General features: G+C 67.0%; 22 protein-coding genes. 8 read left to right on the forward strand and 14 right to left on the reverse strand.

What is annotated here, in order from left to right; genetic code table 11:
* Positions 1–90 precede the first annotated feature (90 nt).
* The 3 genes from argE to mscL all read left to right on the forward strand — a co-directional run bounded on the left by argE (position 91) and on the right by mscL (position 2,967).
* The gene (gene argE, locus C7411_RS30250; RefSeq protein WP_110387646.1) at positions 91–1,314 is read left to right on the forward strand and encodes an acetylornithine deacetylase; all 1,224 of its coding nucleotides are present in this window, start codon (positions 91–93) and stop codon (positions 1,312–1,314) included.
* Between the two features lie 19 nt (positions 1,315–1,333).
* Positions 1,334–2,344 (forward strand): threonine/serine dehydratase family protein, encoded by a 1,011-nt coding sequence (locus C7411_RS30255; protein ID WP_110387647.1) that lies wholly within the window; start codon positions 1,334–1,336, stop codon positions 2,342–2,344.
* A 176-nt stretch (positions 2,345–2,520) separates the two neighbouring features.
* A complete protein-coding gene (gene mscL / locus C7411_RS30260) occupies positions 2,521–2,967 on the forward strand; it encodes a large conductance mechanosensitive channel protein MscL (RefSeq protein WP_110387648.1) in 447 nt (148 codons plus the stop codon).
* A gap of 88 nt (positions 2,968–3,055) precedes the next feature.
* Here the strand turns inward: mscL and C7411_RS30265 are convergent, their stop codons facing one another.
* The 3 genes from C7411_RS30265 to C7411_RS30275 form a co-directional block, all read right to left on the reverse strand.
* Positions 3,056–5,053, reverse strand: a complete 1,998-nt coding sequence (locus C7411_RS30265) for a hybrid sensor histidine kinase/response regulator (protein ID WP_110387649.1) — start codon at positions 5,051–5,053, stop codon at positions 3,056–3,058.
* Positions 5,054–5,136: 83 nt separating this feature from the next.
* Positions 5,137–5,637 carry a response regulator gene (locus C7411_RS30270; protein WP_110387650.1) on the reverse strand — a complete coding sequence of 167 codons (501 nt, stop codon included), beginning with the start codon at positions 5,635–5,637 and terminating at the stop codon, positions 5,137–5,139.
* 75 nt (positions 5,638–5,712) lie between these two features.
* Complete coding sequence (locus C7411_RS30275; RefSeq protein WP_110387651.1) at positions 5,713–7,365, reverse strand: sensor histidine kinase; 1,653 nt, start codon at positions 7,363–7,365, stop codon at positions 5,713–5,715.
* Between the two features lie 503 nt (positions 7,366–7,868).
* Here C7411_RS30275 and C7411_RS30280 point away from each other — a divergent pair.
* Complete coding sequence (locus C7411_RS30280) at positions 7,869–8,369, forward strand: hypothetical protein (RefSeq protein WP_110387652.1); 501 nt, start codon at positions 7,869–7,871, stop codon at positions 8,367–8,369.
* Positions 8,370–8,477: 108 nt separating this feature from the next.
* On the opposite strand, the gene C7411_RS30285 is transcribed toward C7411_RS30280, so the two are convergent.
* Positions 8,478–11,021, reverse strand: coding sequence for an AsmA family protein (locus C7411_RS30285; RefSeq protein ID WP_110387653.1), 2,544 nt, complete (start codon positions 11,019–11,021; stop codon positions 8,478–8,480).
* 132 nt (positions 11,022–11,153) lie between these two features.
* Between C7411_RS30285 and C7411_RS30290 the strand changes: the two genes are divergently transcribed.
* Together C7411_RS30290 and C7411_RS30295 are read left to right on the forward strand one after the other, a co-directional pair.
* Entirely contained in the window at positions 11,154–11,900 is a 747-nt protein-coding gene (locus C7411_RS30290) for an ABC transporter ATP-binding protein (protein WP_110387654.1), read from the forward strand.
* On the forward strand, positions 11,897–12,709 hold the full coding sequence (locus C7411_RS30295) for an ABC transporter permease (RefSeq protein WP_110387655.1): 813 nt from the start codon (positions 11,897–11,899) through the stop codon (positions 12,707–12,709). The genes C7411_RS30290 and C7411_RS30295 overlap by 4 nt, the downstream gene beginning before the upstream one ends.
* A 66-nt stretch (positions 12,710–12,775) precedes the next feature.
* On the opposite strand, the gene C7411_RS30300 is transcribed toward C7411_RS30295, so the two are convergent.
* Together C7411_RS30300 and ligD are read right to left on the reverse strand one after the other, a co-directional pair.
* Positions 12,776–13,345 (reverse strand): DUF6013 family protein, encoded by a 570-nt coding sequence (locus tag C7411_RS30300; RefSeq protein ID WP_110387656.1) that lies wholly within the window; start codon positions 13,343–13,345, stop codon positions 12,776–12,778.
* 304 nt (positions 13,346–13,649) lie between these two features.
* Positions 13,650–14,702, reverse strand: a complete 1,053-nt coding sequence (gene ligD, locus C7411_RS30305; RefSeq protein WP_243413397.1) for a non-homologous end-joining DNA ligase — start codon at positions 14,700–14,702, stop codon at positions 13,650–13,652.
* A 349-nt stretch (positions 14,703–15,051) separates the two neighbouring features.
* On the opposite strand from ligD, the gene serB reads away from it, so the two are divergent.
* Positions 15,052–15,891, forward strand: a complete 840-nt coding sequence (gene serB / locus C7411_RS30310; protein ID WP_110387673.1) for a phosphoserine phosphatase SerB — start codon at positions 15,052–15,054, stop codon at positions 15,889–15,891.
* Between the two features lie 81 nt (positions 15,892–15,972).
* Here the strand turns inward: serB and C7411_RS30315 are convergent, their stop codons facing one another.
* The 5 genes from C7411_RS30315 to rimO all read right to left on the reverse strand — a co-directional run bounded on the left by C7411_RS30315 (position 15,973) and on the right by rimO (position 21,454).
* Positions 15,973–17,178 (reverse strand): cystathionine beta-lyase, encoded by a 1,206-nt coding sequence (locus tag C7411_RS30315; protein WP_110387658.1) that lies wholly within the window; start codon positions 17,176–17,178, stop codon positions 15,973–15,975.
* A gap of 102 nt (positions 17,179–17,280) precedes the next feature.
* Positions 17,281–17,886, reverse strand: coding sequence for a hypothetical protein (locus tag C7411_RS30320; protein WP_221206710.1), 606 nt, complete (start codon positions 17,884–17,886; stop codon positions 17,281–17,283).
* 52 nt (positions 17,887–17,938) lie between these two features.
* Positions 17,939–19,123 carry a beta-ketothiolase BktB gene (gene bktB / locus C7411_RS30325; protein ID WP_110387659.1) on the reverse strand — a complete coding sequence of 395 codons (1,185 nt, stop codon included), beginning with the start codon at positions 19,121–19,123 and terminating at the stop codon, positions 17,939–17,941.
* A gap of 40 nt (positions 19,124–19,163) precedes the next feature.
* Positions 19,164–20,111 (reverse strand): sugar kinase, encoded by a 948-nt coding sequence (locus C7411_RS30330; RefSeq protein WP_110387660.1) that lies wholly within the window; start codon positions 20,109–20,111, stop codon positions 19,164–19,166.
* A 5-nt stretch (positions 20,112–20,116) separates the two neighbouring features.
* Positions 20,117–21,454, reverse strand: a complete 1,338-nt coding sequence (gene rimO, locus C7411_RS30335) for a 30S ribosomal protein S12 methylthiotransferase RimO (protein WP_207786576.1) — start codon at positions 21,452–21,454, stop codon at positions 20,117–20,119.
* Between the two features lie 319 nt (positions 21,455–21,773).
* Between rimO and C7411_RS30340 the strand changes: the two genes are divergently transcribed.
* On the forward strand, positions 21,774–22,073 hold the full coding sequence (locus tag C7411_RS30340; RefSeq protein WP_110387662.1) for a helix-turn-helix domain-containing protein: 300 nt from the start codon (positions 21,774–21,776) through the stop codon (positions 22,071–22,073).
* A 143-nt stretch (positions 22,074–22,216) separates the two neighbouring features.
* Here the strand turns inward: C7411_RS30340 and phaR are convergent, their stop codons facing one another.
* The 3 genes from phaR to C7411_RS39060 all read right to left on the reverse strand — a co-directional run.
* A complete protein-coding gene (gene phaR, locus C7411_RS30345; protein ID WP_110387663.1) occupies positions 22,217–22,822 on the reverse strand; it encodes a polyhydroxyalkanoate synthesis repressor PhaR in 606 nt (201 codons plus the stop codon).
* Between the two features lie 150 nt (positions 22,823–22,972).
* A complete protein-coding gene (locus C7411_RS30350; RefSeq protein WP_110387664.1) occupies positions 22,973–23,713 on the reverse strand; it encodes a 3-ketoacyl-ACP reductase in 741 nt (246 codons plus the stop codon).
* Between the two features lie 157 nt (positions 23,714–23,870).
* A partial coding sequence (locus C7411_RS39060; protein WP_133253724.1) for a hypothetical protein occupies positions 23,871–23,964 on the reverse strand: 94 nt, incomplete at its 5' end.

Below are 23,964 nucleotides of genomic sequence, written 5' to 3' on the forward strand. Positions count from 1 at the left end.
CTGCCGAGCGGGCCGCCGCATGGCCCGCCGCTTTGGCTTGCCGCATTCTTTTTGGGTAAGATGAAGGATACAAGCAAGCTGGAGTCCAACATGTCGCTCGCCGCTGAAACAGCGCAGTCGTCCACGCCTTCCGCCGCCCTTCCCGCCTCGCTCCCCTGGGTCACCCGTCTGGTTTCGATGGATACGGTCAGCCGCCATCCGAATCTCGGCCTGATCGAGACCGTGCGCGACGATCTGCGCGCGCGCGGCATCGAGTCGACGCTCACCTATGGCCGCGGCGGCAAATGGGCCAACCTGTTCGCCACGATCCCCGCGCACGACGGCGAGACGAACGGCGGCATCGTGCTCTCGGGCCACACCGACGTGGTGCCGGTGGACGGCCAGAAATGGGACAGCGACCCGTTCAAGCCCGAGATTCGCGACGGCCTGCTCTATGGCCGCGGCACCTGCGACATGAAGGGTTTCATCGGCGCGGCGCTTACGCTCCTGCCCGAGATCCAGCAGACGAAACTCGCGAAGCCCCTGCACCTCGCGCTCTCGTTCGACGAGGAAGTGGGCTGCGTGGGCGCGCCGCTCATGATCGAAGAACTCGTGAAGCGGGGCGTAAAGCCTGAAGGCTGCATCGTAGGCGAACCCACCAGCATGCGCCCCATCGTCGCGCACAAGGGCATCAACGCGTACCAGTGCTGCGTGCGCGGCCAGGCCGCCCATTCGTCGCTCACGCCGCGCGGCCTGAACGCGATCGAGTACGCGGCGCGCCTCATCTGCTACATCCGCGACATGGCCGACGCGTTCCGCGCGAACGGTCCGTTCGACGAGCTTTACGACGTGCCGTTCACGACCGCGCAGACGAGCACGATCGAAGGCGGCAACGCCATCAACACGGTGCCGGCCGAATGCCGCTTCGCGTTCGAGTTCCGCAATCTGCCGACGCTCGACCCCGACGCGATCTTCGCGCGCATCGAGCAGTACGCGCGCGAAACGCTCGTGCCGAAGATGCAGCGCGAGCACGCGGCGGGCGCGATCGAATTCACGAAGATCGCTGCAGCACCCGGCCTCGACGCCACCGAGCAGGCCGCGATCACGCAGCTCGTGCGCGCGCTCACCGCCGACCAGGCGCGCCGCAAGGTGGCCTACGGCACCGAGGCGGGTCTCTTCGCACGCGCGGGCATTCCGAGTGTGGTGTGCGGGCCCGGCGACATCCAGCAGGCGCACAAGCCGAACGAATACGTCTCGCTCGAACAGCTCGCGGCCTGCGAAGGTTTCCTGCGCAAGCTCGTGCACGGCATGTCCCTCGAAGCCCTGGCTCAGTGACCACGCTCAACGTACGATCATGTCCACCGCCGCGCCGCTGCCCACCAGCCACACGATAGACGGTGAGGCGATCCCCACGCTCGACGAGATCGCCTCGCAGCATTTCGCGCTCGCGCCGTGGGTGCTGCGCACGCCGGTGTTCGACCGCCACGATCTGTCCACGCTCGAAGCGACGCTCGTGAACTTCAAGTTCGAGCTGCTGCAGTCGAGCGGCAGCTTCAAGGTGCGCGGTGCGTTCACGCATCTGCTCGCGCTCGATGCCGCGCAGCGCAGCGCCGGCGTCACGTGCGTTTCGGGCGGCAATCACGCGATTGCGGTCGCGTATGCGGCGATGCGCCTTGGCATCAGCGCGAAGGTCGTGCTCTTTCGCAGCGCGAGCGCGGCACGCGTCGCGCAGTGCAAGCGCTTCGGCGCGGAAATCGTCGTGGCGGGCAACAGCAGCGAGGCGTTCGAGATCGTGCGCCGTATCGAGACCGACGAGGGACGCTATTTCGTGCACCCCTTCAACGGCTATCGCACGGTGCTCGGCACGGCCACGCTCGGCTACGAATGGGCCACTCAGGCGCCCGATCTCGACGCGGTCGTCGTGCCCATCGGCGGCGGCGGGCTCGCTGCGGGCGTCGCCACCGCGCTGCGCCTCGCCAATCCGCGTGTGCGCGTCTACGGCGTCGAGCCCGAGGGCGCGGACGTGATGAGCCGCAGCTTCGCCGCGAACCACACGGTACGCCTGAACCACATGCACTCGATCGCCGACTCGCTGATGGCGCCGCATGCGGAGCAATACAGCTATACGCTGTGCCGCCGTCATCTGGAGCGCATCGTCACGGTCTCCGACGACGCCTTGCGCAGCGCGATGCGCGTGCTCTTCGAGCAACTCAAGCTCGCCGTCGAGCCCGCCTGCGCCACCGCCACGGCGGGCTTGCTCGGGCCGCTGCGCGACACGCTGCAGGGCAAGCGCGTGGGCGTGCTGCTGTGTGGCACCAACACCGACCCGGCGACCTTCCACCAGCAGATCTCGCTCGCGCACTAGCGCGTCGCACACGCGTTGGGTACGCCGCGTGCGTTCGCCGGGACTTCGTCGCCGGTGCCCGGCAAAACGTCAGGGAATGTCAAATTGCTATCGCAATACAGAGGCGTTCGCTATGATTGCGCCAATATGTCGTATTGACCCCAGCCCCGTGCCGCGCCATTCAGGGAGAGCCGCTCATGAGTATCGTCCAGGAGTTCAAGGAATTCGCCGTTAAAGGCAACGTCATGGATCTCGCCGTCGGTGTGATCATCGGCGGTGCGTTCTCGAGCATTGTCAACTCGGTCGTGAAAGACCTCATCATGCCGGTCATCGGTGTGATCACGGGCGGCCTCGACTTCTCGAACATGTTCGTGCGGCTCGGCCACATTCCGGCCAGCTATAAAGGCAACCCCGAGTCGTACAAGGATCTGCAGACCGCGGGCGTGGCCGTGTTCGGCTATGGCTCGTTCATCACCGCGGTGATCAACTTCGTCATTCTCGCGTTCATCATCTTTTTGATGGTGAAGTTCATCAACAAGCTGCGCCAGCCGCAAGCCGCGGCGCCCTCCGAGCCGCCGCCCACGCCCGAAGATGTGCTGCTGCTGCGCGAAATCCGCGATTCGTTGCAGAACAATCCGCGCTAGACCCGCACGAGTCTCCAGACAACACGCCCGCGCCGCCGCAAGGCCGCGCGGGCTTTTTTTGCGTCCGCACAATCCGCACAAGACTGGGTCAGGAACGAGGCGCGTCGGAATCGGCTTCGGCTGCCGCGCTGCGCGAGGCAGCGGCCTCTTCGATCAGCCGTTCGAGCTGCTCGAAGTTGACGGGTTTCGTAAGATGCGCGGTAAAGCCCGCTTCGACACTGCGGCGCACGTCGTCGTCGGTGCCAAAGCCGGTAAGCGCGATGGCGGGCACCGTTGATTGAGCACGAAACGCCCGGATAAAGTCGATGCCCGAACCATCGGGCAGGCCAATGTCGCTCACCACGAGGTCGAAGGCCATGCTGGCCGTGAGCGCGAGCGCGCCGGCCACACTGCCCGCCACCGCCACCTCGTGGCCGCCCGCACGCATCAGCTGCGACATGACCTCGGCGGTGTCCTCGTGATCCTCGATCAGCAGGATATTCAGTGCGCCCACCCGGTGCGGCCCGCGCAGTTCGGCGGTCGCGGCCGCCCCCTCGCCCCGCGCCGCGGTCGGCAGCACGATGGTGAAGGTCGCGCCGCAATGCGCGCCGGGGCTCTTCGCGCTCACGTTCCCGCCGTGCGCCTCGGTCAGCGCCCGCGTCACGGCGAGACCCAGGCCGAGTCCGCCGAACTGGCGCGTGAGATTGTGGCTGCCCTGCTCGAAGGCATGAAAGAGCTTGCCGATCTGCTCAGGCGCGATGCCGATGCCCGTGTCCTCGACCTCGATTTCCACCTGCATGCGCTCGTCGCGCGTGCGCACGTAGATGTGGCCGCCGTCTGGCGTGAACTTCGCGGCGTTGCGCACGAGGTTCCAGAGCATCTGCTGCAGGCGCGCGCGGTCACCGCGCACATAATGCTGCTGCGCGCGCAGATCGACATGCACATCCTGCTGCTTGAACTGGATTTCGCTATGGAAGAGCTCGAGCACGGCCTCGATCACCTCGTGCACGTCGACCGTCTCGAGCGCAAGGCTCAGCTTGCCATTGGCCACGCGGGTGAGGTCGAGCAGGTCGTCGATCAGGCGCGCCTCGAGCTCGATATTGCGGCGGATCATCAGCACGCCCGCGCGCGCCGCCTCGGGCAGGCCCGGGATCTGCTCCAGCAGACGCGTGCCCGCGAGCACCGGCGTGAGCGGCGTGCGCAGCTCGTGCGAGAGCATGGCGAGGAAGCGGTCTTTCGCGCGGTTGGCTTCCTCGGCAGTCTGCCGCGCCGCCTGTTCCGAGGCGAGCAGGCGCTCGCGCTCCTGGGTCGCTTCGCGCTGCGCGTCGATGTCGGTGCAACTGCCGAACCATTTACTCACGCCGCCGCGCGGGTCGCGCATCGGAACGATTCGGACATCGAACCATCGATAAGCGCCATCGTGGCGGCGAATCCGCAACTCGTGACGGTAGTCGGCGGCGCCGCTGCTCACGGCCTTCAACCAGGTGTCGCGGATCTCTTCGCGATCGTCGGCATGCACGGCGTCGAGCCACGCGAGACCGTGGGACTGACCCGCGTCGAGACCCGTGTAGTCGAGCCACTGCTTCGAGACGAAGTCGCAATTGCCGTCCGCGCCGCAGGTGAGCACGAGGTGCGGCAAGGCTTCGGAGAGCGTGCGGTAGTGCTCTTCGCGGTCGCGCAGGAGCAGCGCTTCGTCGGAGGCGCGCTGCAGCGCCACCTGCGCGAGCACGCGCGCGACAGCTTCGGGCAGATAGTCGAGGTAGTCACCCGACTTCGGCACCACGTCCGAGACCCCCGCGCGCAGCGCCGCGATCACGCGGGATTCATCGGTGAAGCCGGTCACGAGGATGGCCGGCACGCGCACATCGTCGGCACGCAGGCGGCGGAAGAAGTCGAGGCCCGTTTCCGCGCCGTCGAGCTGATAGTCGAGCACGAGCACGTCAGGCGTCTGCGCAGCGAGCAGCGCGCGCGCCTGTCCGACACCCGTGCAGGCGTCCACGCGCGCACCGGCGCGCAGAAGCGATTTGCGGGCGAGGCGCAGGATGCCTTCGTCGTCGTCGACGACGAGCACACGCGCGCCGGCCAGCATGGTGGTTTCCTCAGTCATGCGCGAAGCGTCCCTTCGGGCACGGGTCCGGTTTGCCGCCGTTGTTCCATTCGATTGCCAATGCGTGATGCATGCGTGATGCGTTATTGGGCGCCAGCCGGCCGCGCCTGGACGAAGCGATGTCCCGGCGGCAGCTTGACGACCTGGAGAAAGAAGCCGAGCCTGCGAACGGCCTCGATGAACGCGTCATATTCGACCGGTTTCGTGATGTACACGTTGCAGCCGAGCTCATAACAGCGTTCGATCTCCCGCGGGTCGTCGGTCGTCGTGAGCACGATCACCGGCACCGACGCCGTCGCGGGCTCCGCTTTCAGGCGCCGCAGCACCTCGAAGCCGTCCACCCGCGGCATGCGCAGGTCGAGCAGCACGACAAAATTGCCGAGCGCATCGCGCGACGGCCAGTTCGCGCGCGCAGCCGGGTTGTCGCCCGGCGTGCCGAAAAAGTAATCGAGCGCTTCCTGGCCGTCGCGAAAACGCAGAAAGCCGTTCGAGATCCCCGAACGCCGCAGGTTACGCTCGACCAGCGTGGCATGCCCGTCGTCGTCTTCGATCAGCACGATGCTGACCTGTTCCCCGTTCGTCATCTCGACTCTCCTACGTCCTGCATGAACTTTTTAAGGCTTGTTGAAAGTATGTTGCAGTTCGTGCCAGATTACCCGCTATATGGAACGCAGCGGCTGGTCCGGCAGCGCGACGAAGAACGTCGAGCCCGCACCCTCGGTCGATTCGACCCAGATGCGCCCGCCATGCCGCTCCGCGATACGTTTGGCGAGCGCGAGGCCGGTGCCCTGCCCGGGCGATTCGCCGCCGTGCAGCCGCTGAAAGGCGCGGAACAGTTTGGGCAGATACGCCTGCGCGATACCAACGCCATTGTCGCGCACAAAATAAGTCCGCGTACGCTCGCCAGGCTCTCCGGCTGCTGATTTTTCGGGGTGTTTTCCCGCGCTCCTGGCGGATTCGCCGCCGGTTTCGCCGCCGGGCTCGAGCGCGCCGATCTCGACGCGACCGGCTCGCGCGGGATCGAGATGGTGCAGCGCGTTCTCGATGAGGCTGCCGAAGATCTGCTCGAGCGCCGCCGGATCGCCCCACGCGCTCGGCAACTCGCCCACCTCGATGCGCGCGGCCTTCGTGCGTTCCTCGGCGAGGCCGCCCAGCACGCGCTCGACGAGCCGCGCGACGTTGACGCGCTGCCAGCGGTATTCGAGGCGGCCGGCGCGCGAGATGCGCAACAGCGCGTCGATGATAGCCGCCGCGCGCGCCACCGCCTGACGCAGGAAGTGCAGCGATTCGTCGACATCGCCGTCGAGCACTTCGGCCATCGCGCGATATTCGTGTTCGGGCAGCCCGGCCGCGTCGACCTGCGCGCGCAGGTCGTCGCACGAGACCTGCAGTTCCTTCGAGAAACCCTGCAGGTTCACGAGCGGCGAGCGCAAATCGTGCGACACGCTGTAGATGAACATCTCGTTGTCCTGGCTCTCCTGGCGCAAATGCTCGTTGGCGCTCGCCAGGTCCGCGGCGCGCGCCTGCAGCTGCGCCTTCAACGCGGCCTGCTCGCGCTCGGCCACGCGCAGCCGCGCGCTCGTCTGATGCAGCACCGCATCGAGCGCGGCGATTTCATCGTCGCCCGAGAGTGGCGGCGCGAGCGGCGCCCCGTTGCCCAGACGCTCGGCGTTCGCGCCGAGCGCGGCGAGGCGCACGCCCACGTTGCGCGCAAACGCCATGGCCGTGAACGCCCAGATCAGCATGGAGCCCACCACGGCAATAATGAGCGCGTCCTGCTGGCGCTCGCGCGTCTCGCGCAGCATTGCCGTGCGGGCCTCGTCGAGCCGCGTCTCCTCGGCGATGAACTCGCCCAGCACCTCGCGCACCGTCTCGATCCCGGATGGCATGCCCTCACCCGCCGCGCGCGCGAACGGCGCGCTATGTCCCGTGCGCAGCGCATCGGCAATATCACCCGCTTCCTTGCGCCATGCATAGGCGGCGTCGCGCATGCGCTCGACGCGCGCGAGCTGGGGCGGATTGTCGGCGACCATGCGTGCGAGCAGCGTGATGCGGTCGGAGAACTCGGTCCAGACGGCGTGGCGATCGATGAAGGAAGGGTCGTCGAGCACGATGCCGGTACGCACGCGCGCGGCTTCGCGCAGCAACGGGTCGATGAGACTGTTGGCTTGCCAAAGGATTTGCTGCGTGTTCTCGGCGCGTTTGGCCGCGAGCGCGGCCTTTCCCTGCGTGTCGAACACGACGCCGAGCAGCGCCAGTTCGACGGCGCTCGGAATCGCAATCAGCAAGAGCCCCTTGGCGAAGAGTTTCATGTCGGCCTGTTTCGGTGGCGGGGCTGGGCGGCGCGCCGTGCTTTTTTGCAATGCGTTTTGCAAGCTCTCGCGCCGCATCCGCCCTCGCGATACGAGTCGGCTGAGGGCGCCGCAGGCAACCGCGGGCACCAGAACCGCAACATTATCTGCGCGATTTTTCGGGATGACAATGCATGTGACAACACACGCCTCGCGTCGCGGAAAACTCGCTTTTTTGCGGCAATTCGCCACACCGAGCGCACGCACAGGTCTATTATTGAGACGGAGACAAGCGAGAGAGCGCCGGGATATCTACATGAGCGCGACGTGCGATCCGGCATGGCGTTTGCGAACGCGATGAGGGTTTTGAAACAGGGGTAGCAAGCCGGGCCGCGCAGGCCGGATCGCTTCAGGCGGTCCGCGCGCCGTAAAAGCGGACCGTCCCCATCTTTATCCTCATGAACGCTGCAAATCCGTGTGCTATAAAGGATCGACGTGCGGCGCACCAGTCCGGGAGTGGTCGCATGGGAACGCTGCGTGTACTGCAATCCACCTTTTTCAGGCGAATTTTTATGTCCTTCCCGAAAAAGCGCAAACGCGTCAAGGCAGACGGCGATGAGTCATTTCTCGCCGTGCTGAGCCACTTCAAACCGTTCGGCCAACTGGATACCAAGATCGCGCGGGCGCGCGCACAGGACGAGCCCGTGCTCTATGCGCATATCCTGCCGGGGCTCGACGTGCTCCTGTGCAGCGTTCGCGGTGCGCAGCCGCCCTATCCGGGCACGAGCGAGCTGCGCAAGCGCTGCATCGAATCGATCGCTCATGCGCTCGAACAGCCGATCGAAGGTCTGGAGAACGGCGGTTACTGGTACGAGGCGGACGGCTTCGGCTTTCTCGTGTTCGCGAGCCGCGCGCGCGGCCGGGTCCTGCCCGAGTTCGGCGCGGCGCGTCCGGCCATCACCACCCGGCGCCTGACGCGCCGCCAGGACGCCGCCGGCGACACGGCGCCGCGTTCGTTGCGCTAGGGCCTGTTCCAGCGAAGTTCGCTACGCCACTGCGCCGGGTCCGCCGGGTCCGCCGGGTCCGCCGGGTCGATCGGCCCGGCGAGTCGTTTTCCGCCGCGGCTTTCCGAATCAGCTTCCCTTGTAAAGCGGCTCCTGCCCTTGCGTCGGCTTGCCCGCCGAGGCCGGCGACGGCGCATCGCGTGTTGCCGGGCCTGCTTTAGCGCCCTTGTCACCTTTATCGCCCTTCTCACCCTTGCCGGCCTTGTCCGTCGCCGCAGCCGCACTCGCGCCCGAACCGGCGCTGCCGAGGCCGGGCTTGGGCAGCGCGTGCATTTTCTGGCCCGGCGGCGGCGCCACGGGATGCTGACGCATCTGCGCAAACAGCGTGTCGCACGGCAGCGGCTTGTTGTTGCTCGGCGCGATGAGCGGAATCAGCGCGGCGAACGGGTTGATCAGCCCGAGCCCGATCATCGCGCCGCCGCGCAGCGCAAGCGCCGTCGCATCCACGCCCACGCGCGGGTTCTTGAAGGTGCCCTTCACGTAGAGCGGCGAGCGCAGCGTGAAAATGCGAAAGCCCTTGGTATGCGGATGGACCCTCATGTTCATCGACTCGTCGCGCAGATCGATCGGGCCGTCGATGTCGATCACGGCGTCGTCGGTGTCGAGCGCGAACACGCGCGGATCGAGCACGCCGTTGGTCGCGACGAAGTCGGCCGCCGCGCAATTGATGTTCACGTCGCGCGAGCCGAACAGCTTTTCGTAGACCACGTTCGCCACGTTCAGGCCAGCCGCCTCCATGAGCAGCATGCTGATCGTGCCCTGGGTGACGAGCAGCTTCACCTCGCCGTTCGAGGTCGCGGCGAGCGCCGCCGGCGAGTTTCCGGTCGCCGTGAGCGAAGCGTCGCCGTTGATCTCGCCGAGCGCCGACTGCATCGTCTTGAAGTTCGGGAATAGCTGCTTGAGCTTCAGGTGGCGCGCCTCCAGCGTGCCGCGCGCCTTGAGCGGCGCGCCGCTGCCGTCCAGGTTCAGCCGCGTGCCGAGCGTGCCGCCCGCCACGCCGAATTGCAGCGGGTCGAGCACGAGGACGCCGTTCGTCATCATGACGTGCGCGTAGAGGTCCTGAACCGGCAGGCTGCCCTGCTTGACGATGCGCCGGCCCGTGAACTTGACGTCGGCGTCGATCGCGCTCCAGCGGTCGGTGCGGAACGGCTCGACCGGAATCACGCGATCGGCCGGCTGGGTCGCGGTGTCGCCGCGCTTTTCCTTGCTCGCCTTGCTGTCGGCGCCGATGATCGGCGCGAGGTCCGAGAACTGCAGCAGGTTCGAGACGAGTTCGCCGCTCAGGAGCGGCCGCGGCGTGCGTTGCTGGTAGACCACCGTGCCGTTCAGATCGCTGCCGCCCACGCGGCCCGTGAAATTCTCATAGCGGAACACGCTCGCGCCGCGCCTGAAATTGCCGACGAAGCGGCCTTCGGTGGCATACGGCGGCGTTTCGGGCAGCGTCACGCCGGTGAGGTTGTACAGGTGCGCGAGGCTCTGCCCCTGCAGCCACAGACGCAGATCGACGGCGGCCAGATGCATGGGGTCGGTGAGCGTGCCGACCAGCGCAATGTGCATGTCGCCCGCGCGCACGTCGGCCTGGATCGGGAACGGACGCTTCGCGTCCTGCAGGGCGAGGACGCCGCCGAGCTTGCCATCGCCCGAGAGCGCCGTCTTGCCATACGTGCCCTTGATCGTCCAGCCGATCGCGTAGAACGGCTCGTTCACGGGCGGCTGTACACTCGCCGCGCCCGAGGCCGCGACGGCACTGCTGGCGCCGCTCGCGGCGAACGGCTGCGAGCCGGCGGCAGGCGCGCTTGTCGCGGCCGTCGTACCCGTGGTTGTGCGCGCAACACTCGCGGCGGCCGGCACACCCGAAGCCGCAGCTCCGCTAGCCGCGCTGGCGGCCGCCGCCTCCGAAGCCTGCTCCTTGTCGACCTGCTGCGTAAGCCGGGTCGCGCCCGCACGCCCGATGACCTGCGCGGAGCCTTGGCGCGATGCCGCTTCCTGCTCCTCCATCACCTTGCCGATCGGGATGCCTTGCCCGAGCAGGCTTACCACGATCTTCACGTCGGTTTTCGACTGCTGGTCGCTCACGGCGATATTGCCGCTCGAGAACGTGATGTCGTGGAGATTGAGCCGCCACGTCGACGGACCGCTCGAGGCGGGCAGCTTGAAGGTCCAGTTGTCGCGCCCGTCGGCGAGACGCTCGACGTCGACCGACGGATTCACGAGATTGATCGCAGGAATCACAATGTCGTGTGCGAGCAGCGGCAGCACGGCCACCTCGAAGTCGATTTCGTCGAGCGTGGCGAAGTGCGGGGACTTCGTCCAGTCCGGATTGGCGATCTGGATCTGCGTGGCGGAAAAACGCGGCCAGGGCACCCACGCTCGCCAGCCCGTTTCGCCGGGCGGCCTTTGCCAGCCCACCTTGAGATCGCCTTCGATCGCGAACGGCCGCCCAATGGCCTCGGTGACCTTCTCGTTCACGTAGGGTTTGGCGTGATTCCAGTCGAACGTCAGAATGAAGACGACGAGCACGGCAATCAACACGACGACAACCGCGACGAGCCATGCGATGATCCTGGCGAGCGTGCGGCCAGGGCGAAAAGGCTTGGGCTGCGGTGACGTCATGCGTACTCCACGTTATGCGTTGTTGTTTGGCCTGCTATGTTGCACTACCGCGAGAGCAGTCAGCGTGCCCGGTTACATCTGCATGACTGCCTCGCATGACCCATATGCGGGCCCAGTTTTTGCAATCTTTCGATGCTCAAGCACAAACCACTATCTCCCCCCCACGCCGATGGCGCGCCGCTCGTCGCGGCGCAGCAGATCGCCCGGCGCGATGCGCAACGCGGCCAGTGGCTGCTGCATCCCACCGATTTCGCCCTGCAAGCGGGCGAGCGCGCCGTGCTGACGGGACCGTCCGGCTCCGGCAAGAGTGTGTTCCTGCGCGCGCTCGCGCTGCTCGACCCGCTCGACGGCGGCGACGTGCGCTGGCATGGCGAATCGGTCACGCGCGGGCGCATTGTCCACTATCGGCGGCATATTGCGTACCTGCGGCAGCGGCCCGCACTGCTGGACGGCAGCGTCGAGGACAATCTGCGCTACCCCTACACGCTGGCGGTATACCGCGATGTGCGATTCGACCCGGCGCGCGCCAGCGCGCTCTTCGCCGCCACCGGCCGTTCCGGCGACTTCCTCGCGCGCGACACCTCCGAGCTTTCGGGCGGCGAAGCGCAAATCGTGGCGCTCGTGCGCGTGCTCCAGCTCGATCCCGACGCGCTGCTGCTCGACGAGCCGACCGCGTCTCTCGACCCCGAATCGGCGCGCGCCGTCGAAGCGCTCGTGGCCGGCTGGTTCGATGAGGCGCGCGCGGCGCGCGCCACGGTCTGGGTCTCGCACGATCCCGCCCAGGCGCAGCGCGTGGGTGCGCGGCATCTGACGATGCGCGCGGGTGTGCTCGAAGAACCCGCCACGCGCCCGGCATTCACCCTGGGAGCCGCACAATGAGCCCTGGCGTGCTGCAGAACCTCGGCATCGGCGACGTCGCGATTGCGGCGCTGCTCGTGTTCGTCAACGGCGCGGTCTCCGTGCTGCTCAAGCTCGACCTCGAGCGCAAGCTGGCCTGGGCCGCCGTGCGCACCGTCGTGCAGCTGCTCGCGATCGGTTACGTGCTCGGCTGGGTATTCGCGTTCAACCGCTGGTACGTCGTGCTGCCGCTCATGGTACTCATGACGCTGATCGCCGGCTTTGCGGGGGCGCAGCGCGGCGCGCGCACCTATGGCGGGCAACGCGCGGACAGCATCGTGTCGATCTGGGCAAGCGCGTGGCTCGTGGCGGCAGTCGGGCTCTTCGCGGTGATCCGCATCCGGCCGTGGTACGAGCCGCAATATGCGATTCCGATCCTCGGCATGATTCTCGGCAACACGCTGACGGGCGTTTCGCTCGGCGTGGAGCGCATGATGCAGGAGCTCACCGCGCGGCGCGACCGTGTGGAGAGCGCGCTCGCGCTGGGCGCGACACGCTGGGAAGCCGCGCAGGCGAGCGCCCGCGAGGCCGTGCGCGCCGGCATGATTCCGACGCTCAACCAGATGGCCGTGGTCGGCGTGGTGAGCCTGCCCGGCATGATGACGGGCCAGGTGCTGGCGGGGCAATCGCCGCTACAGGCCGTGCGCTATCAGATCGTGATCATGTTCCTGATCGCGGCTTCGTCGGCGCTCGGCACGGTAGGCGCGGTGCTGCTCGCATACCGGCGCCTCTTCTCGCCGGAGCATCGCTTTCTCGCCGCGCGGCTCATCGAGCGCAAGGCACGCGCTTGAGCCTGGGCGGCGTGCACGGCCGGCGTGCCTTGCGCGCCTGGCCGGCCATCGCACTCGAGGCGCGCCCTAGCGCTGCGCAGAAATCGTAATTTGCGTGCCGTCGCTGAGCTTGAGCGTCTTCGCGGTGCCGTTGGTGGGCATCGTGAGGTGCGCGACCTCGCTATGCGCAACCACGGCGGGGCACGTGAGCGTTGCGCCGTTGCTCGACAGCGTCTGCGTGCCGTGCGGCGCCTGGGCGCGAAAGCTCACCTGCACGGTGGCCGTGCCATTGCTCGCGACGATGGGCGCCAGACGCACCTGGGTCTGCCGAACCATCGCGCCGTTCGCGTCGAGCGGCAGCGAGGCGTAGTCCGGGCAGCCTTGCGGCGTCGCGACCGCACCGCCCGGCGGCGTGGTGCGCCACGTGAAGTCGTCGGTATCGCCCGAGCGCAGCGTGCGGGTCTCCTGGGCGTCGCCGAACGCCTTCGACGCGACCCGAACCGTGTAGCGGATCGGACCGTCGGTCGCGGCCTTCGAAGTAACGGTGATGGGCGTGGCCGCTAATGCCGGCAGCGCGACAGCGCAGGAAGCGGCGAGGACGAATGGGACGAGCGCCGCGTGGCGGCGGCGAGTATGGCGGGAGCTGCGGCAAGGCATGCGTCACCTCCTGGCGGGAACGGCCGCGCCCGCGAGCGAAAAGCGGCGTACGCAACGAACGCGGCAAGCCGCGAAACGCCAGGTACGACGCTCCGCTCCCGTGCGGCGGATGGTCTGTTAGCAGTCTAGCGCGCTGTGCGCTGCCTTGCGCCGAGCACATGCATCGAACGGACCAGGTTTTATCCGGCTTGTCATCGCGAGCAATTTGCTTGCCGGCCGACGGCGCGCCGTGATGCGCCGGGCGGCGTCTGCATTGCCGACTCGTCGTGCATACACGGCACACGCAAGCCCTCACCTTGCGCCGCTACTTGCCGCCTGTTTCGAGACCCAGCGTCAGTTCCGCCGTCAACGTCTGACGCACGCGCCCATAGGCCGCCCAGGGATCGGCGTGCTCGATCTGCGCGAGGCGCCCATCGATCGTCGCAAGCGTCCATTGCGCGCCACCCGTCGTCGCTTCCAGTTCGTCCCAGCCGATCGGCACGGACACGCCCATGCCTGGCCGCGCCCGCACGCCATAGGCAAGCGCCGTGCTCGCACCGCGCGCATTGCGCAGATAGTCGACGAAAATCTTCTTCTTGCGGTGCTCGGGGCCCATGGTAGCCGTGATCTGCGTGGGCCAGACCGAGGCCAGATGCTGCGCAACCGCACGAGCGAACGCCTTGGCGTCGTCCCAGCCAGCCTGCGGCGTGAACGGCACGACGATATGCAGCCCCTTGCCGCCGCTCGTTTTGCAGAACGATTCGAGCCCGAGTTCCGCAAGCAAGGCGCGCGTGGACTGCGCCGCCTCGATCATGCGGTCCCAGCTCAACGCCGGATCGGGGTCCAGGTCGAACACGACCCGATCGGGCCGCTCGATGTCGTGGATACTGGCATTCCAGGTGTGCAGCTCGATGACGTCCATCTGCGCCGCGCTCACCAGCGCTCTCGCCGTATCGATCGTGAGCAGCGGCGGATGGCCCGGGTCGAGCCCTTCGTGCTCGGTGAGTTCGGGTAGTTGCGCGCGAGCGCGGTGGCGCTGAAAGAACATCTCGCCGCTCAAGCCACGCGGTGCGCGCACGAGCGACACGGGGCGATCGCGCAAATGCGGCAGGATCCAGCGCGCGGCGCGCTCGTAGTAGCGCACGAGTTCGAGCTTGTGCGTGCCGCTGTCCGCATCGATGACGCGCCTTGCGCTCGTGATGCGGATGCCGTCGATTTCGCTGTCGGCAGCGTCGTCGCGCCGGCGCCGCGGGCTACGAGGCAAGCGGTGCACGGACGCGCCAGGCGTGGCCGGTGCGGCGGCGTCCGAGGTCGGGGCCCGCTCGCCGCGCGGCGTTCGGGCAGATGTCGTGGTTGGGGCCTTGCGAGCGTCCTGCATACCGGCTCCCCTCGGGCTTTGGCGAACATGACGCGACGCGAGCCGCGACACGTTCGGTTGACGGCACGCGGCGGCCGCCCCCGTCGGATCGCCGCACGAGCTTTCATTGTGCCTCGAATGGGCGCTTTCGTCGCTGCAAGGTGTTCGCAAACGCACGCCAAAAACGGGGAAACATCCGCCAGACGCACGAGCGCGATGGAGGGAGCATGCGACCGCAGCGGTCGGCGGGACGTTACAATGACGGGCTTTGCCGCGCACTGCAGCGCCTTGCATGCGCGATTGCGCCCTTTTTCATCCGATTCGGCCGAACCCTCCGACGACGCCGTGCGTCGGCTTTGCCTGTCCTGCCATGAACCTCGTCATCCAGAGTCCCGCCCCGCTCGACACCGTCCATCACAAGCCGCTCCTCGGCCTCGCCCGCGGCAGCCGCCTCGCGCCGATCGACGCCCACGCGCTGCGCATCGAGAACGCCGAGCCGGCCCAGCGCGCCGACCTCGAGGTCTATTGCGGCACGCATCAGCTCGACTATGCATTCGTCGACGCCGGCCGCGCGCTGGCCGATTTCGGCCTCGTGGCGATGGACATGGACTCGACGCTCATCACGATCGAATGCATCGACGAAATCGCCGACTTCTGCGGTCTGAAGGCCGAGGTTGCGGCGATCACCGAAGCCTCGATGCGCGGCGAGATCAAGGACTTCAACGAAAGCCTCACGCGCCGCGTGGCGCTGCTCGAGGGGCTCGACGCGAGCGCCCTGGAGCGTGTGTACGAGGAGCGCCTGCAGCTCTCGCCGGGCGCCGGGCGGATGCTTGCGGGCGCGAAGGCCGCGGGGCTGAAGACGCTGCTCGTTTCCGGCGGCTTCACGTTCTTCACCGAGCGCCTGAAAGCGCGTCTCGGGCTCGACTACACGCGCGCCAACACGCTCGAAATCGTCGACGGCAAGCTCACGGGCCGCGTGACGGGCGAGATCGTCAACGCCGACGTGAAGGCGCGTACGCTCGCCGAAACCTGTGCCGAAATCGGCATCGATGCGCGCCGCGCAATCGCGATGGGCGACGGCTCGAACGACCTCAAGATGATGGGCGCGGCCGGTTTGTCGGTGGCGTTTCGCGCCAAGCCGGTGGTGCGCGAGGCCGCGAGCGTCGCGTTCAACTTCGTCGGGCTCGACGGCTTGCTGCGTCTTTTCTGATTCGGGTTTCGCGGCGGTCAAACAAGCCAATGGCCGCTCGTGTCCTTGTGAACGCGAGCGGCCATTGTTGTTTTGCGCAGGTTATTCAGGCGTACTTGTTTTTTCCGCGAGCCTCGCGAGCGCACGCTCGATATCGGCGCGCAGGTCGGCTTCGTCTTCGAGACCGACGTAGAAGCGCACCAGCGTGCCGCGATGCGGCCAGCTCGCAGCCGTGCGCATCGAGCCGACGTCGTACGGCATCGCGAGGCTATGCGCCCCGCCCCAGCTCCAGCCCAATGCGAAGAGTTCGAGCGACTCGCAGAACGTGTCGATCTGCGCCGCACTGTAGCGCTCGTCGAACACGACGGAAAAGAGGCCGCCCGCGCCCGTGAAGTCGCGCTTGTAGAACGCGTGGCCCGGGCAGTCTTCGAACGCCGGGTGCAGCATCGCCGCGATTTCGGGGCGCGTCTTGAGCCAGCCCGCGAGTGCGAGCGCGGTGCGATCGTGCGCCTCGAAGCGCGCCTTCATGCTCGGCAGCGCGCGCAGCACGAGCGAACAGTCGTCGACCGACACGCCAATGCCAAGCCGCATGCGCGCGGCCTTGAGCTTCAGATAGAGATCGCGGTCGGCCGTGATGGTCGCGCCCATCAGCACGTCGCTGCCGCCCGACTGATACTTGGTGAGCGCCTGCACCGAGATGTCGATGCCGTGCTCGAACGGCTTGAAGGCGAGGCCCGCGGACCACGTATTATCGATGGCCGTCACGACATTGCGCTCGCGCGCCGCCGTCGTGATCGCGCGCACGTCGGGCACTTCCATCGTCACCGAGCCGGGTGCTTCCAGCCAGATCAGCTTCGTGTTCGGCTGGATCAGCCCGGCGATGCCCGCACCGATCATCGGATCGTAATAGCGCACCGTGAGGCCGAAATCTCGCGCGAGCCAGTCGCCATGGTCGCGGTTAGGCGAATAGACGTTATCGGGAACCAGCACGTCGTCGCCCGACTTCAGCAGTCCGAAGTAGACGTTCGAGATGGCCGAGAGGCCCGAAGGCTGCAGCAGCGCATGCTCGCCGCCCTCGATTTGCGCGATGCGCTTTTGCAGCATGGCCGAGGTGGGCGTGGCGTGCAGGCCGTAGCGCCATTGCGCGTCGTTGCGCCAGTCGAGCGCGCGAACCGAGGCGAGGTCGGGAAACACCACGGTCGACGCCCGCGTGACAGGAGCGGCAAACGATTCGAAGCCGGGCGTCAAGTCGTCTTGCGGGTGAACGATGCGCGTTTGCAATGCGCGGTTGGAGTCGGATTGGGTCATGTCGGAGCGTATTCGGATTAAGGCGCAATGACGTTGCGGCGCGCGGCTTGCGCCATGGCACGCGCGACGCCGCATGCCGAAGGGTAACACCTGCAGCGGCGCTTATTGCCCGATGACGAGATTGCTCACGCCGTTCACGGCACGCGCGCCGTTCGGCGTCGAAGCGCTCGCGCCCGCTGCGCCGGTCGGGACGGCGGGCGCCGCGGCCCCCGCGGCGAGCGGCTTCAGATCGAACGGCACCGGGTGGGAGTCGTCCGGGTCCATGCGGTCGCCGGAAAGCGAGCCGTCCTCGGCGAACGTGCCCACCCAGTTGCCGGTGATGTGCGTGCCGTCGTTCGAGTCCTCGGCTTCGAGCGTGGCGTCCGCGCGGTCGCCGGCGATCAGGATCACTTCGCCCGTGTCCGTGAACTGATATTCGCCATGCACGCCGGTCGGGTCGTCGTCGCCAGCCTTGGCGCCAAGGCGCATGACGATCTGGCGCTTGCCGAGCGTGCCGACGTATTGCGGCAGCGTCGCGAACCCGGGGTTCGGCTTGAGCGTCGATTTGACCGGCGGCTGTGCGCCTGCGTCCTGCGCGCGCGCCGCGAACGGCAGCGTGAGGACCACGGCCGCGGCAACTGCGGCCACGATCCAGCCGGGCGTCCTGGTGGCGCTGCCCCGTTTGACGGCCGCGCGCGGCGGCCGCTGTGCCTGCGTCAATACTTCCATCTGAATCCTTCCTTCACTTGCACAGCGGCCCTGCGCGAGCCACGAGCCGGCATCAAAGCCGTTCGAAGACGGCCGCAATGCCCTGGCCGCCGCCGATGCACATCGTCACGAGCGCGTAGCGGCCGCCGATACGCTGCAGTTCATAAAGCGCCTTCACGGTGATGAGCGCGCCGGTCGCGCCGATCGGGTGGCCGAGCGAGATGCCCGAGCCGTTCGGATTGACCTTGGCCGGGTCGAACCCGAGTTCCTGCGAGACCGCGCAGGCCTGCGCCGCGAAGGCTTCGTTGGCCTCGATCACGTCGAGATCGCCGACCTTGAGACCCGCGCGCTCGAGCGCCTTCTTCGTGGCCGGCACGGGGCCGATGCCCATGTACGCCGGGTCGACGCCCGCATGCGCGTACGAAACGAGGCGGGCGAGCGGCGTTACGCCGCGCGCGCGGGCAGCGTCCGCGCTCATCAGCAGTACCGCCGCGGCCGCGTCGTTGATGCCCGACGCGTTGCCCGCTGTGACCGTGCCGTTCTCCTTCGCGAACACCGGCTTGAGCTTCGAGAAGTCCTCGAGCGTCGCGCCGTGGCGCACGTGCTCGTCGGCGTCGAACAGCACTTCACCCTTCCTCGACTTGATCGAGATGGGCAGGATCTGATCCTTGAAGCGGCCTTCGGCGATCGCACGCGCGGCGCGGCGATGGGATTCGAGCGCGAGCGCGTCTTGCGCCTCGCGCGTGATGCCGAACTTCTTCGCGACGTTTTCCGCCGTCACGCCCATGTGGATCGACTGGAACGGGTCGTGCAGCGCGCCGGTCATCATGTCGACGAGCTGCGTGTCGCCCATGCGCTGGCCAAAACGCGCGGCCGGCATCGAGTACGGCGCGCGGCTCATGTTTTCCGCGCCGCCGCCGATCGCGATGTCGGCGTCGCCGAGCAGAATGGTTTGCGCAGCCGTCACGATCGCCTGCAGGCCCGAGCCGCACAGGCGGTTGACGGTCAAGGCCGGCGCGTGCTGGGCAACGCCGCCGTTGATGGCGGCCACGCGCGCAAGATACATGTCCTTCGGCTCGGTGTGCACCACGTTGCCGAACACCACGTGACCCACTGCGTCGCCTTCCGCGTTCGCGCGCAAGAGCACTTCGCGCACCACGCGTGCGCCGAGATCCGTCGGCGAGAAGTCCTTCAGGCTGCCGCCGAAGTCGCCGATCGCCGTACGCACACCGCTCGCCACCACTACTTCGCGTTCCATGGTCTTGCCCCTCGTCTTCCTGAATGGATGAATCTTGTTATCAATGCGCTTCGCTCGCGGGCTGACCGGCAAGCAAGCGCTCGACGTCCTTGCGATGCGGGATGGGCGCAACCGCGCCGAAACCCAGCGTCGACAGCGCGGCGGCCGCGTTCGCATAGCGCGCGGCCGTGAACGGATCGTCGCCGGCTGCGAGCCGCGCGACGAACGCGCCACCGAAGCAGTCGCCAGCGCCCGTGGCGTCCACGGCCGCGACCACGTGGCCCGGCACGATGCGCCGCTCGTCGGGCGTCGCAACATAGGCGCCTTCCTTGCCCAGCTTCAACGCGACCATGCGGGCGCCGCGCGCGAGCAGGTAATCGAGGATCGCGTCGCGGTCGTCGAGGCCCGTGAGCACCGCCACGTCGTCCCAGCTCGGCAGGCAGATATCGGTGAGGCGCAGCACCTCGTTCATTACGGCGCGTGCCCGCGCGAGCGGCCACAGCTTCAGGCGCAGGTTGGTGTCGAAGCTCACGCGCACGCCGCTTTCGCGCGCATGCTCGACGGCGGCGAGCGCGGCGTCGCAGGCGCTGTCGCTGATCGCCACGCTGATGCCGGAAAGATGCAGCACGCGCGCCGCCGCAATGATGTCGAGCGGCAGATCGCGCGGCGTGTAACGGCTCGCGGCCGAGCCCTTGCGCAGATAGTCGAAGGCATGGCCGCCCGGGCCATGCGAGACGAAGTAGACGCCCGTGGGCGCCGCAGGGTCCACACGCACCGTCGAGGTGTCGACGCTTTCGCGCGTCCACAGATCGATCAGCAGGCGTCCGAAATGATCGTCGCCGACGGCCGAGACGAAGCCCGTGCGCGCGCCCTGGCGAGCCGCCGCGATGGCGAAGTTCGACGTGTCGCCGCCAAAGCCTTGCAAGTACTCGGGACGGTCTTTCGACGCCTGGTTGAACTCGACCATGGCCTCGCCATAAGCGAGGACTTGCGGGGCGACGCTCGTCATGCCGGTCAGACCTCGCCCCAGAGATCGTGGCCATCCGCGCCGGTGATCTTCACCGACACGAAGTCTCCGACCTTGTAGCGCTTCGACGCCCTGGCCGCCGGCGCGACATACACCACGCCGTCGATTTCGGGCGCATCCGCCGCGGTGCGGCCGATGCCGCCGTCGGCGTTGATCTCGTCGATCAGCACCTTCAGGGTCTTGCCCACCTTGCGCTGGATACGTTTGGCCGAAACCTGCTCCGCGACTTCCATGAAGCGCGCGCGGCGCGCTTCGCGCACTTCGTCGGGCAGCGCGCCATCGAGCTCGTTCGCCGTTGCGCCTTCGACCGGCGAATAGGCGAAGCAGCCCACGCGGTCGAGTTCAGCCTCGCGGATGAAGTCAAGCAGCGTTTCGAACTGCGCTTCGGTCTCGCCGGGGAAGCCGGCAATGAACGTGCTGCGGATCGTGAGATCGGGGCACATTTCGCGCCAGGCCTTCACGCGCTCCATGACCTTCTCCGCGTTCGCGGGACGCTTCATGCGCTTGAGGACTTCGGGATGCGCGTGCTGGAACGGCACATCGAGATACGGCAGCACGTGGCCCTTGAACGGACCTTCGGCCATCATCGGAATGACTTCGTCCACGCTCGGATACGGGTAGACGTAATGCAGGCGCACCCAGGCGCCATATTGTGCGGCCAGTTCGCCCAGCGCGGCGACGAGGTCGGTCATGCGCGTCTTGATCGGCTTGCCGTTCCAGAAGCCGGTGCGGTACTTCACGTCCACGCCGTAAGCGCTCGTGTCCTGCGAAATGACGAGCAGCTCCTTCACGCCGGACTTGAAGAGGTTTTCCGCTTCGAGCATGACCTCGGCGACCGGGCGCGACACCAGATCGCCGCGCATCGACGGAATGATGCAGAACGTGCAGCGGTGATTGCAGCCTTCGGAGATCTTCAGGTACGCGTAATGGCGCGGCGTGAGCTTGATGCCCGCAGCCGGCACGAGGTCGACGAACGGATCGTGCGGCTTGGGCAGATGGCTGTGCACGGCCTGCATGACCTCGCCCACGGCGTGCGGGCCCGTCACGGCGAGCACCTTCGGATGCACTTCCTCGATCAGGTTCGAGCCGCTCGCGCTCGCCTTCTTGCCGAGACAGCCGGTGACGATCACCTTGCCGTTCTCGGAAAGCGCTTCGCCGATGGCATCGAGACTCTCCTGCACCGCTTCGTCGATGAAGCCGCACGTGTTGACGACGACGAGGTCCGCACCGTCGTAAGACCCCGAGATTTCGTAGCCCTCGGCACGCAGTTGGGTAATGATCTGCTCGGAGTCGACGAGCGCCTTCGGGCAGCCGAGGGAAACCATCCCGACGCGCGGAGCAGGATTGCGGGAGGCCGTTGATTCAACAGGGTTTTTCACGTGTACGTCCGGATATGGGGCGCAGGGCGAAGGTAGCGCCGCGCGGGGATCAAGCCAATCGGCCATTTTACCCGTTTGGCGTATCGTGCGGCGCAGCAGGGTGAGTGCGCGCCTCGTGGCGTCGGGGTCGGATGGAATATGGACAGAATCAAACTTTGTTCAGCTATCGCTCGCCTGCGAACCGCGCATCCGGATAATTTTCGCCGCGTGCGCACGGCGTGCGCTCAAGCGCAATCTGAACCGGTTGTGTGGAGAAAGCGAAAACATGGACGAGAAAATGGACCCGTGTCAGGCTGAGCCGCTGGAGACGGTGCGCGAGTTGAAAGCGCGCCGGGGTGCCTCGCGTGGCGCGTTGCGCGCTACCGGCCGCAAACCCACCGCCGCCGCGCTCGCACGCGCGAGGGCCGGCCTGTCACAAAGCGCGTTTGCGGCACTGCTTGGTATTTCCGCCCGCACGCTGCAGGACTGGGAACAAGGCCGGCGCCAGCCGACCGGCGCTGCGCAAACCCTGTTGCGGGTGGCCGTGGCGCACCCTGAAGCCTTGCGCGACCTGCAAAGCGCCTGAGGGCAAATGAGGACGGAGGCATCGCGCCCGCTGCCTCGCAAAGCGTGCCGCTCGCGCGGCAATGCGCCGCCACGGCACACCCGGTAAGCGAGAGCGCGCCGCGACTTGCCGGCGCGCGCCACCCGCTGTGTGCGCCGCGCCGCTTACTTCTTCTCTTCCTCGCCGCCCTCGGGTGCGCCCTGCGCCGGCGCCGCCGCGCCGCCCGGCGCCACCGGCTTGAACGGGAAGCTGCTGAACATGTTCTTCGCCTGGTTTTGCATCTGCTCCTGCATCTGCACGAACATGTTCTTCGACTGCTCGATGTAGCTCGTCATCATGCCCTGCATCATCGGCGCCTGCATGTTCATGAACTGCGACCAGACCTCGGGATTCATCGCATTGCCCTCGTAGAGGCTCTTCGACTGATCGGCGAGTTTGTTCTGGATGTCGATGAACGCCTGGATGTTCTTTTCCAGGTAGGTGCCCATCATGCCCTGCATCGCATGACCATAGAAACGGATGATCTGCGACAGCATCGACGACGAGAACATCGGCAGACCGCCGCTTTCCTCTTCGAGAATGATCTGCAGCAGGATGCTGCGCGTCAGATCCTCGTTGGTTTTCGCGTCGATGACCTTGAACTCCTCCTGCTCCAGCACGAGTTGCTTCACATCAGTCAACGTGATGTACGTGCTCGTCTCCGTGTCGTACAGCCGACGATTCGGATATTTCTTGATGAGACGTTCGGCGGTTTTCTTTGTAGTCGTCATGTGTCGCCCTTGTTAGCGCCAACGCGCGGCGGCCACTGCCGTCGCGCGTTGGTCTAGCCCGTCAAACGTGCCTGCCCCGGTGAGCAAACAGGCCCGCTGCCGTCCTCGATCCCGGCTTCGCGCGCCCCTGCAGGCGCGCTGCGCCTGGGATCAGCCCATGTGCAACCCGCCATTCAGCGAGAAGTCAGCACCGGTTGCAAAGCCTGACTCGTCGGACGCGAGCCACGCCACGATCGACGCGATTTCCTCTGGCGCGCCGAGACGGCGCACGGGAATCGTTGCGACGATCTTTTCCAGCACGTCGGGTCGGATGGACTTCACCATGTCCGTGCCGATATAGCCCGGCGAAACGGTGTTGACCGTCACGCCCTTGGTCGCCACCTCCTGGGCCAGCGCCATCGTGAAGCCGTGAATGCCGGCCTTGGCCGTGGAATAGTTGGTCTGCCCGAACTGGCCCTTCTGGCCGTTCACCGACGAGATATTGATGATGCGGCCCCAGCCGCGCTCGACCATGCCGTCGATCACCTGCTTCGTGACGTTGAAGAGGCTCGTGAGATTGGTGTCGATCACCGCCGTCCAGTCTTCGCGCGTCATCTTGCGGAAGACGACGTCGCGCGTAATGCCGGCGTTGTTCACGAGCACGTCGATTTCACCGACCTCGGCCTTGATCTTGTCGAACGCCTGGCGCGTCGAGTCCCAATCGCCCACGTTGCCTTCCGAGGCCACGAAGTCGAAACCGAGCGCCTTCTGATCTTCCAGCCACTTCACGCGGCGCGGCGAATGCGGGCCGCAGCCGGCGACCACCTTGAAACCCTGCTTGGCGAGGCGCTGGCAAATGCCCGTGCCGATGCCGCCCATCCCGCCCGTTACATATGCAATACGCTCTGACATAAACCACACTCCATTATCGTTTTCTGGCTGCGCCGTTCGACGGCACCGGCCTCGCTCCTTCCCGCTGCCTCCGCCTGCGCCGCTCGCGGTGACTGGCCGCCCCGCTGGTCACAAGCCAGGCACCGGGACGGACCGCAAGCGGCATACGTCAATCACATCAAGCGCGCTCGAGCGCGAGCGCCACGCCCATGCCGCCGCCGATGCACAGCGAGGCGAGACCCCGCTTCGCGTCGCGGCGCTGCATCTCGTGC

Source organism: Paraburkholderia silvatlantica (assembly GCF_003096715.1).
GTDB lineage: Bacteria > Pseudomonadota > Gammaproteobacteria > Burkholderiales > Burkholderiaceae > Paraburkholderia > Paraburkholderia silvatlantica.

Excerpts from the sequence above, each read along its gene's own strand:
- C7411_RS30340 (WP_110387662.1), top strand. The coding sequence starts at position 21,774 with ATGGACGAGAAAATGGACCCGTGTCAGGCTGAGCCGCTGGAGACGGTG.
- mscL (WP_110387648.1), top strand. The coding sequence starts at position 2,521 with ATGAGTATCGTCCAGGAGTTCAAGGAATTCGCCGTTAAAGGCAACGTC.
- C7411_RS30270 (WP_110387650.1), bottom strand. The coding sequence starts at position 5,637 with ATGACGAACGGGGAACAGGTCAGCATCGTGCTGATCGAAGACGACGAC.
- rimO (WP_207786576.1), bottom strand. The coding sequence starts at position 21,454 with ATGGTTTCCCTCGGCTGCCCGAAGGCGCTCGTCGACTCCGAGCAGATC.
- C7411_RS30280 (WP_110387652.1), top strand. The coding sequence starts at position 7,869 with ATGGGAACGCTGCGTGTACTGCAATCCACCTTTTTCAGGCGAATTTTT.
- ligD (WP_243413397.1), bottom strand. The coding sequence starts at position 14,702 with ATGCAGGACGCTCGCAAGGCCCCAACCACGACATCTGCCCGAACGCCG.
- C7411_RS30350 (WP_110387664.1), bottom strand. The coding sequence starts at position 23,713 with ATGTCAGAGCGTATTGCATATGTAACGGGCGGGATGGGCGGCATCGGC.
- argE (WP_110387646.1), top strand. The coding sequence starts at position 91 with ATGTCGCTCGCCGCTGAAACAGCGCAGTCGTCCACGCCTTCCGCCGCC.
- C7411_RS30265 (WP_110387649.1), bottom strand. The coding sequence starts at position 5,053 with ATGACTGAGGAAACCACCATGCTGGCCGGCGCGCGTGTGCTCGTCGTC.
- C7411_RS30295 (WP_110387655.1), top strand. The coding sequence starts at position 11,897 with ATGAGCCCTGGCGTGCTGCAGAACCTCGGCATCGGCGACGTCGCGATT.
- C7411_RS30330 (WP_110387660.1), bottom strand. The coding sequence starts at position 20,111 with ATGACGAGCGTCGCCCCGCAAGTCCTCGCTTATGGCGAGGCCATGGTC.
- C7411_RS30255 (WP_110387647.1), top strand. The coding sequence starts at position 1,334 with ATGTCCACCGCCGCGCCGCTGCCCACCAGCCACACGATAGACGGTGAG.
- C7411_RS30290 (WP_110387654.1), top strand. The coding sequence starts at position 11,154 with ATGCTCAAGCACAAACCACTATCTCCCCCCCACGCCGATGGCGCGCCG.
- C7411_RS30300 (WP_110387656.1), bottom strand. The coding sequence starts at position 13,345 with ATGCCTTGCCGCAGCTCCCGCCATACTCGCCGCCGCCACGCGGCGCTC.
- C7411_RS30320 (WP_221206710.1), bottom strand. The coding sequence starts at position 17,886 with ATGGAAGTATTGACGCAGGCACAGCGGCCGCCGCGCGCGGCCGTCAAA.
- C7411_RS30285 (WP_110387653.1), bottom strand. The coding sequence starts at position 11,021 with ATGACGTCACCGCAGCCCAAGCCTTTTCGCCCTGGCCGCACGCTCGCC.
- bktB (WP_110387659.1), bottom strand. The coding sequence starts at position 19,123 with ATGGAACGCGAAGTAGTGGTGGCGAGCGGTGTGCGTACGGCGATCGGC.
- serB (WP_110387673.1), top strand. The coding sequence starts at position 15,052 with ATGAACCTCGTCATCCAGAGTCCCGCCCCGCTCGACACCGTCCATCAC.
- phaR (WP_110387663.1), bottom strand. The coding sequence starts at position 22,822 with ATGACGACTACAAAGAAAACCGCCGAACGTCTCATCAAGAAATATCCG.
- C7411_RS30315 (WP_110387658.1), bottom strand. The coding sequence starts at position 17,178 with ATGACCCAATCCGACTCCAACCGCGCATTGCAAACGCGCATCGTTCAC.
- C7411_RS30275 (WP_110387651.1), bottom strand. The coding sequence starts at position 7,365 with ATGAAACTCTTCGCCAAGGGGCTCTTGCTGATTGCGATTCCGAGCGCC.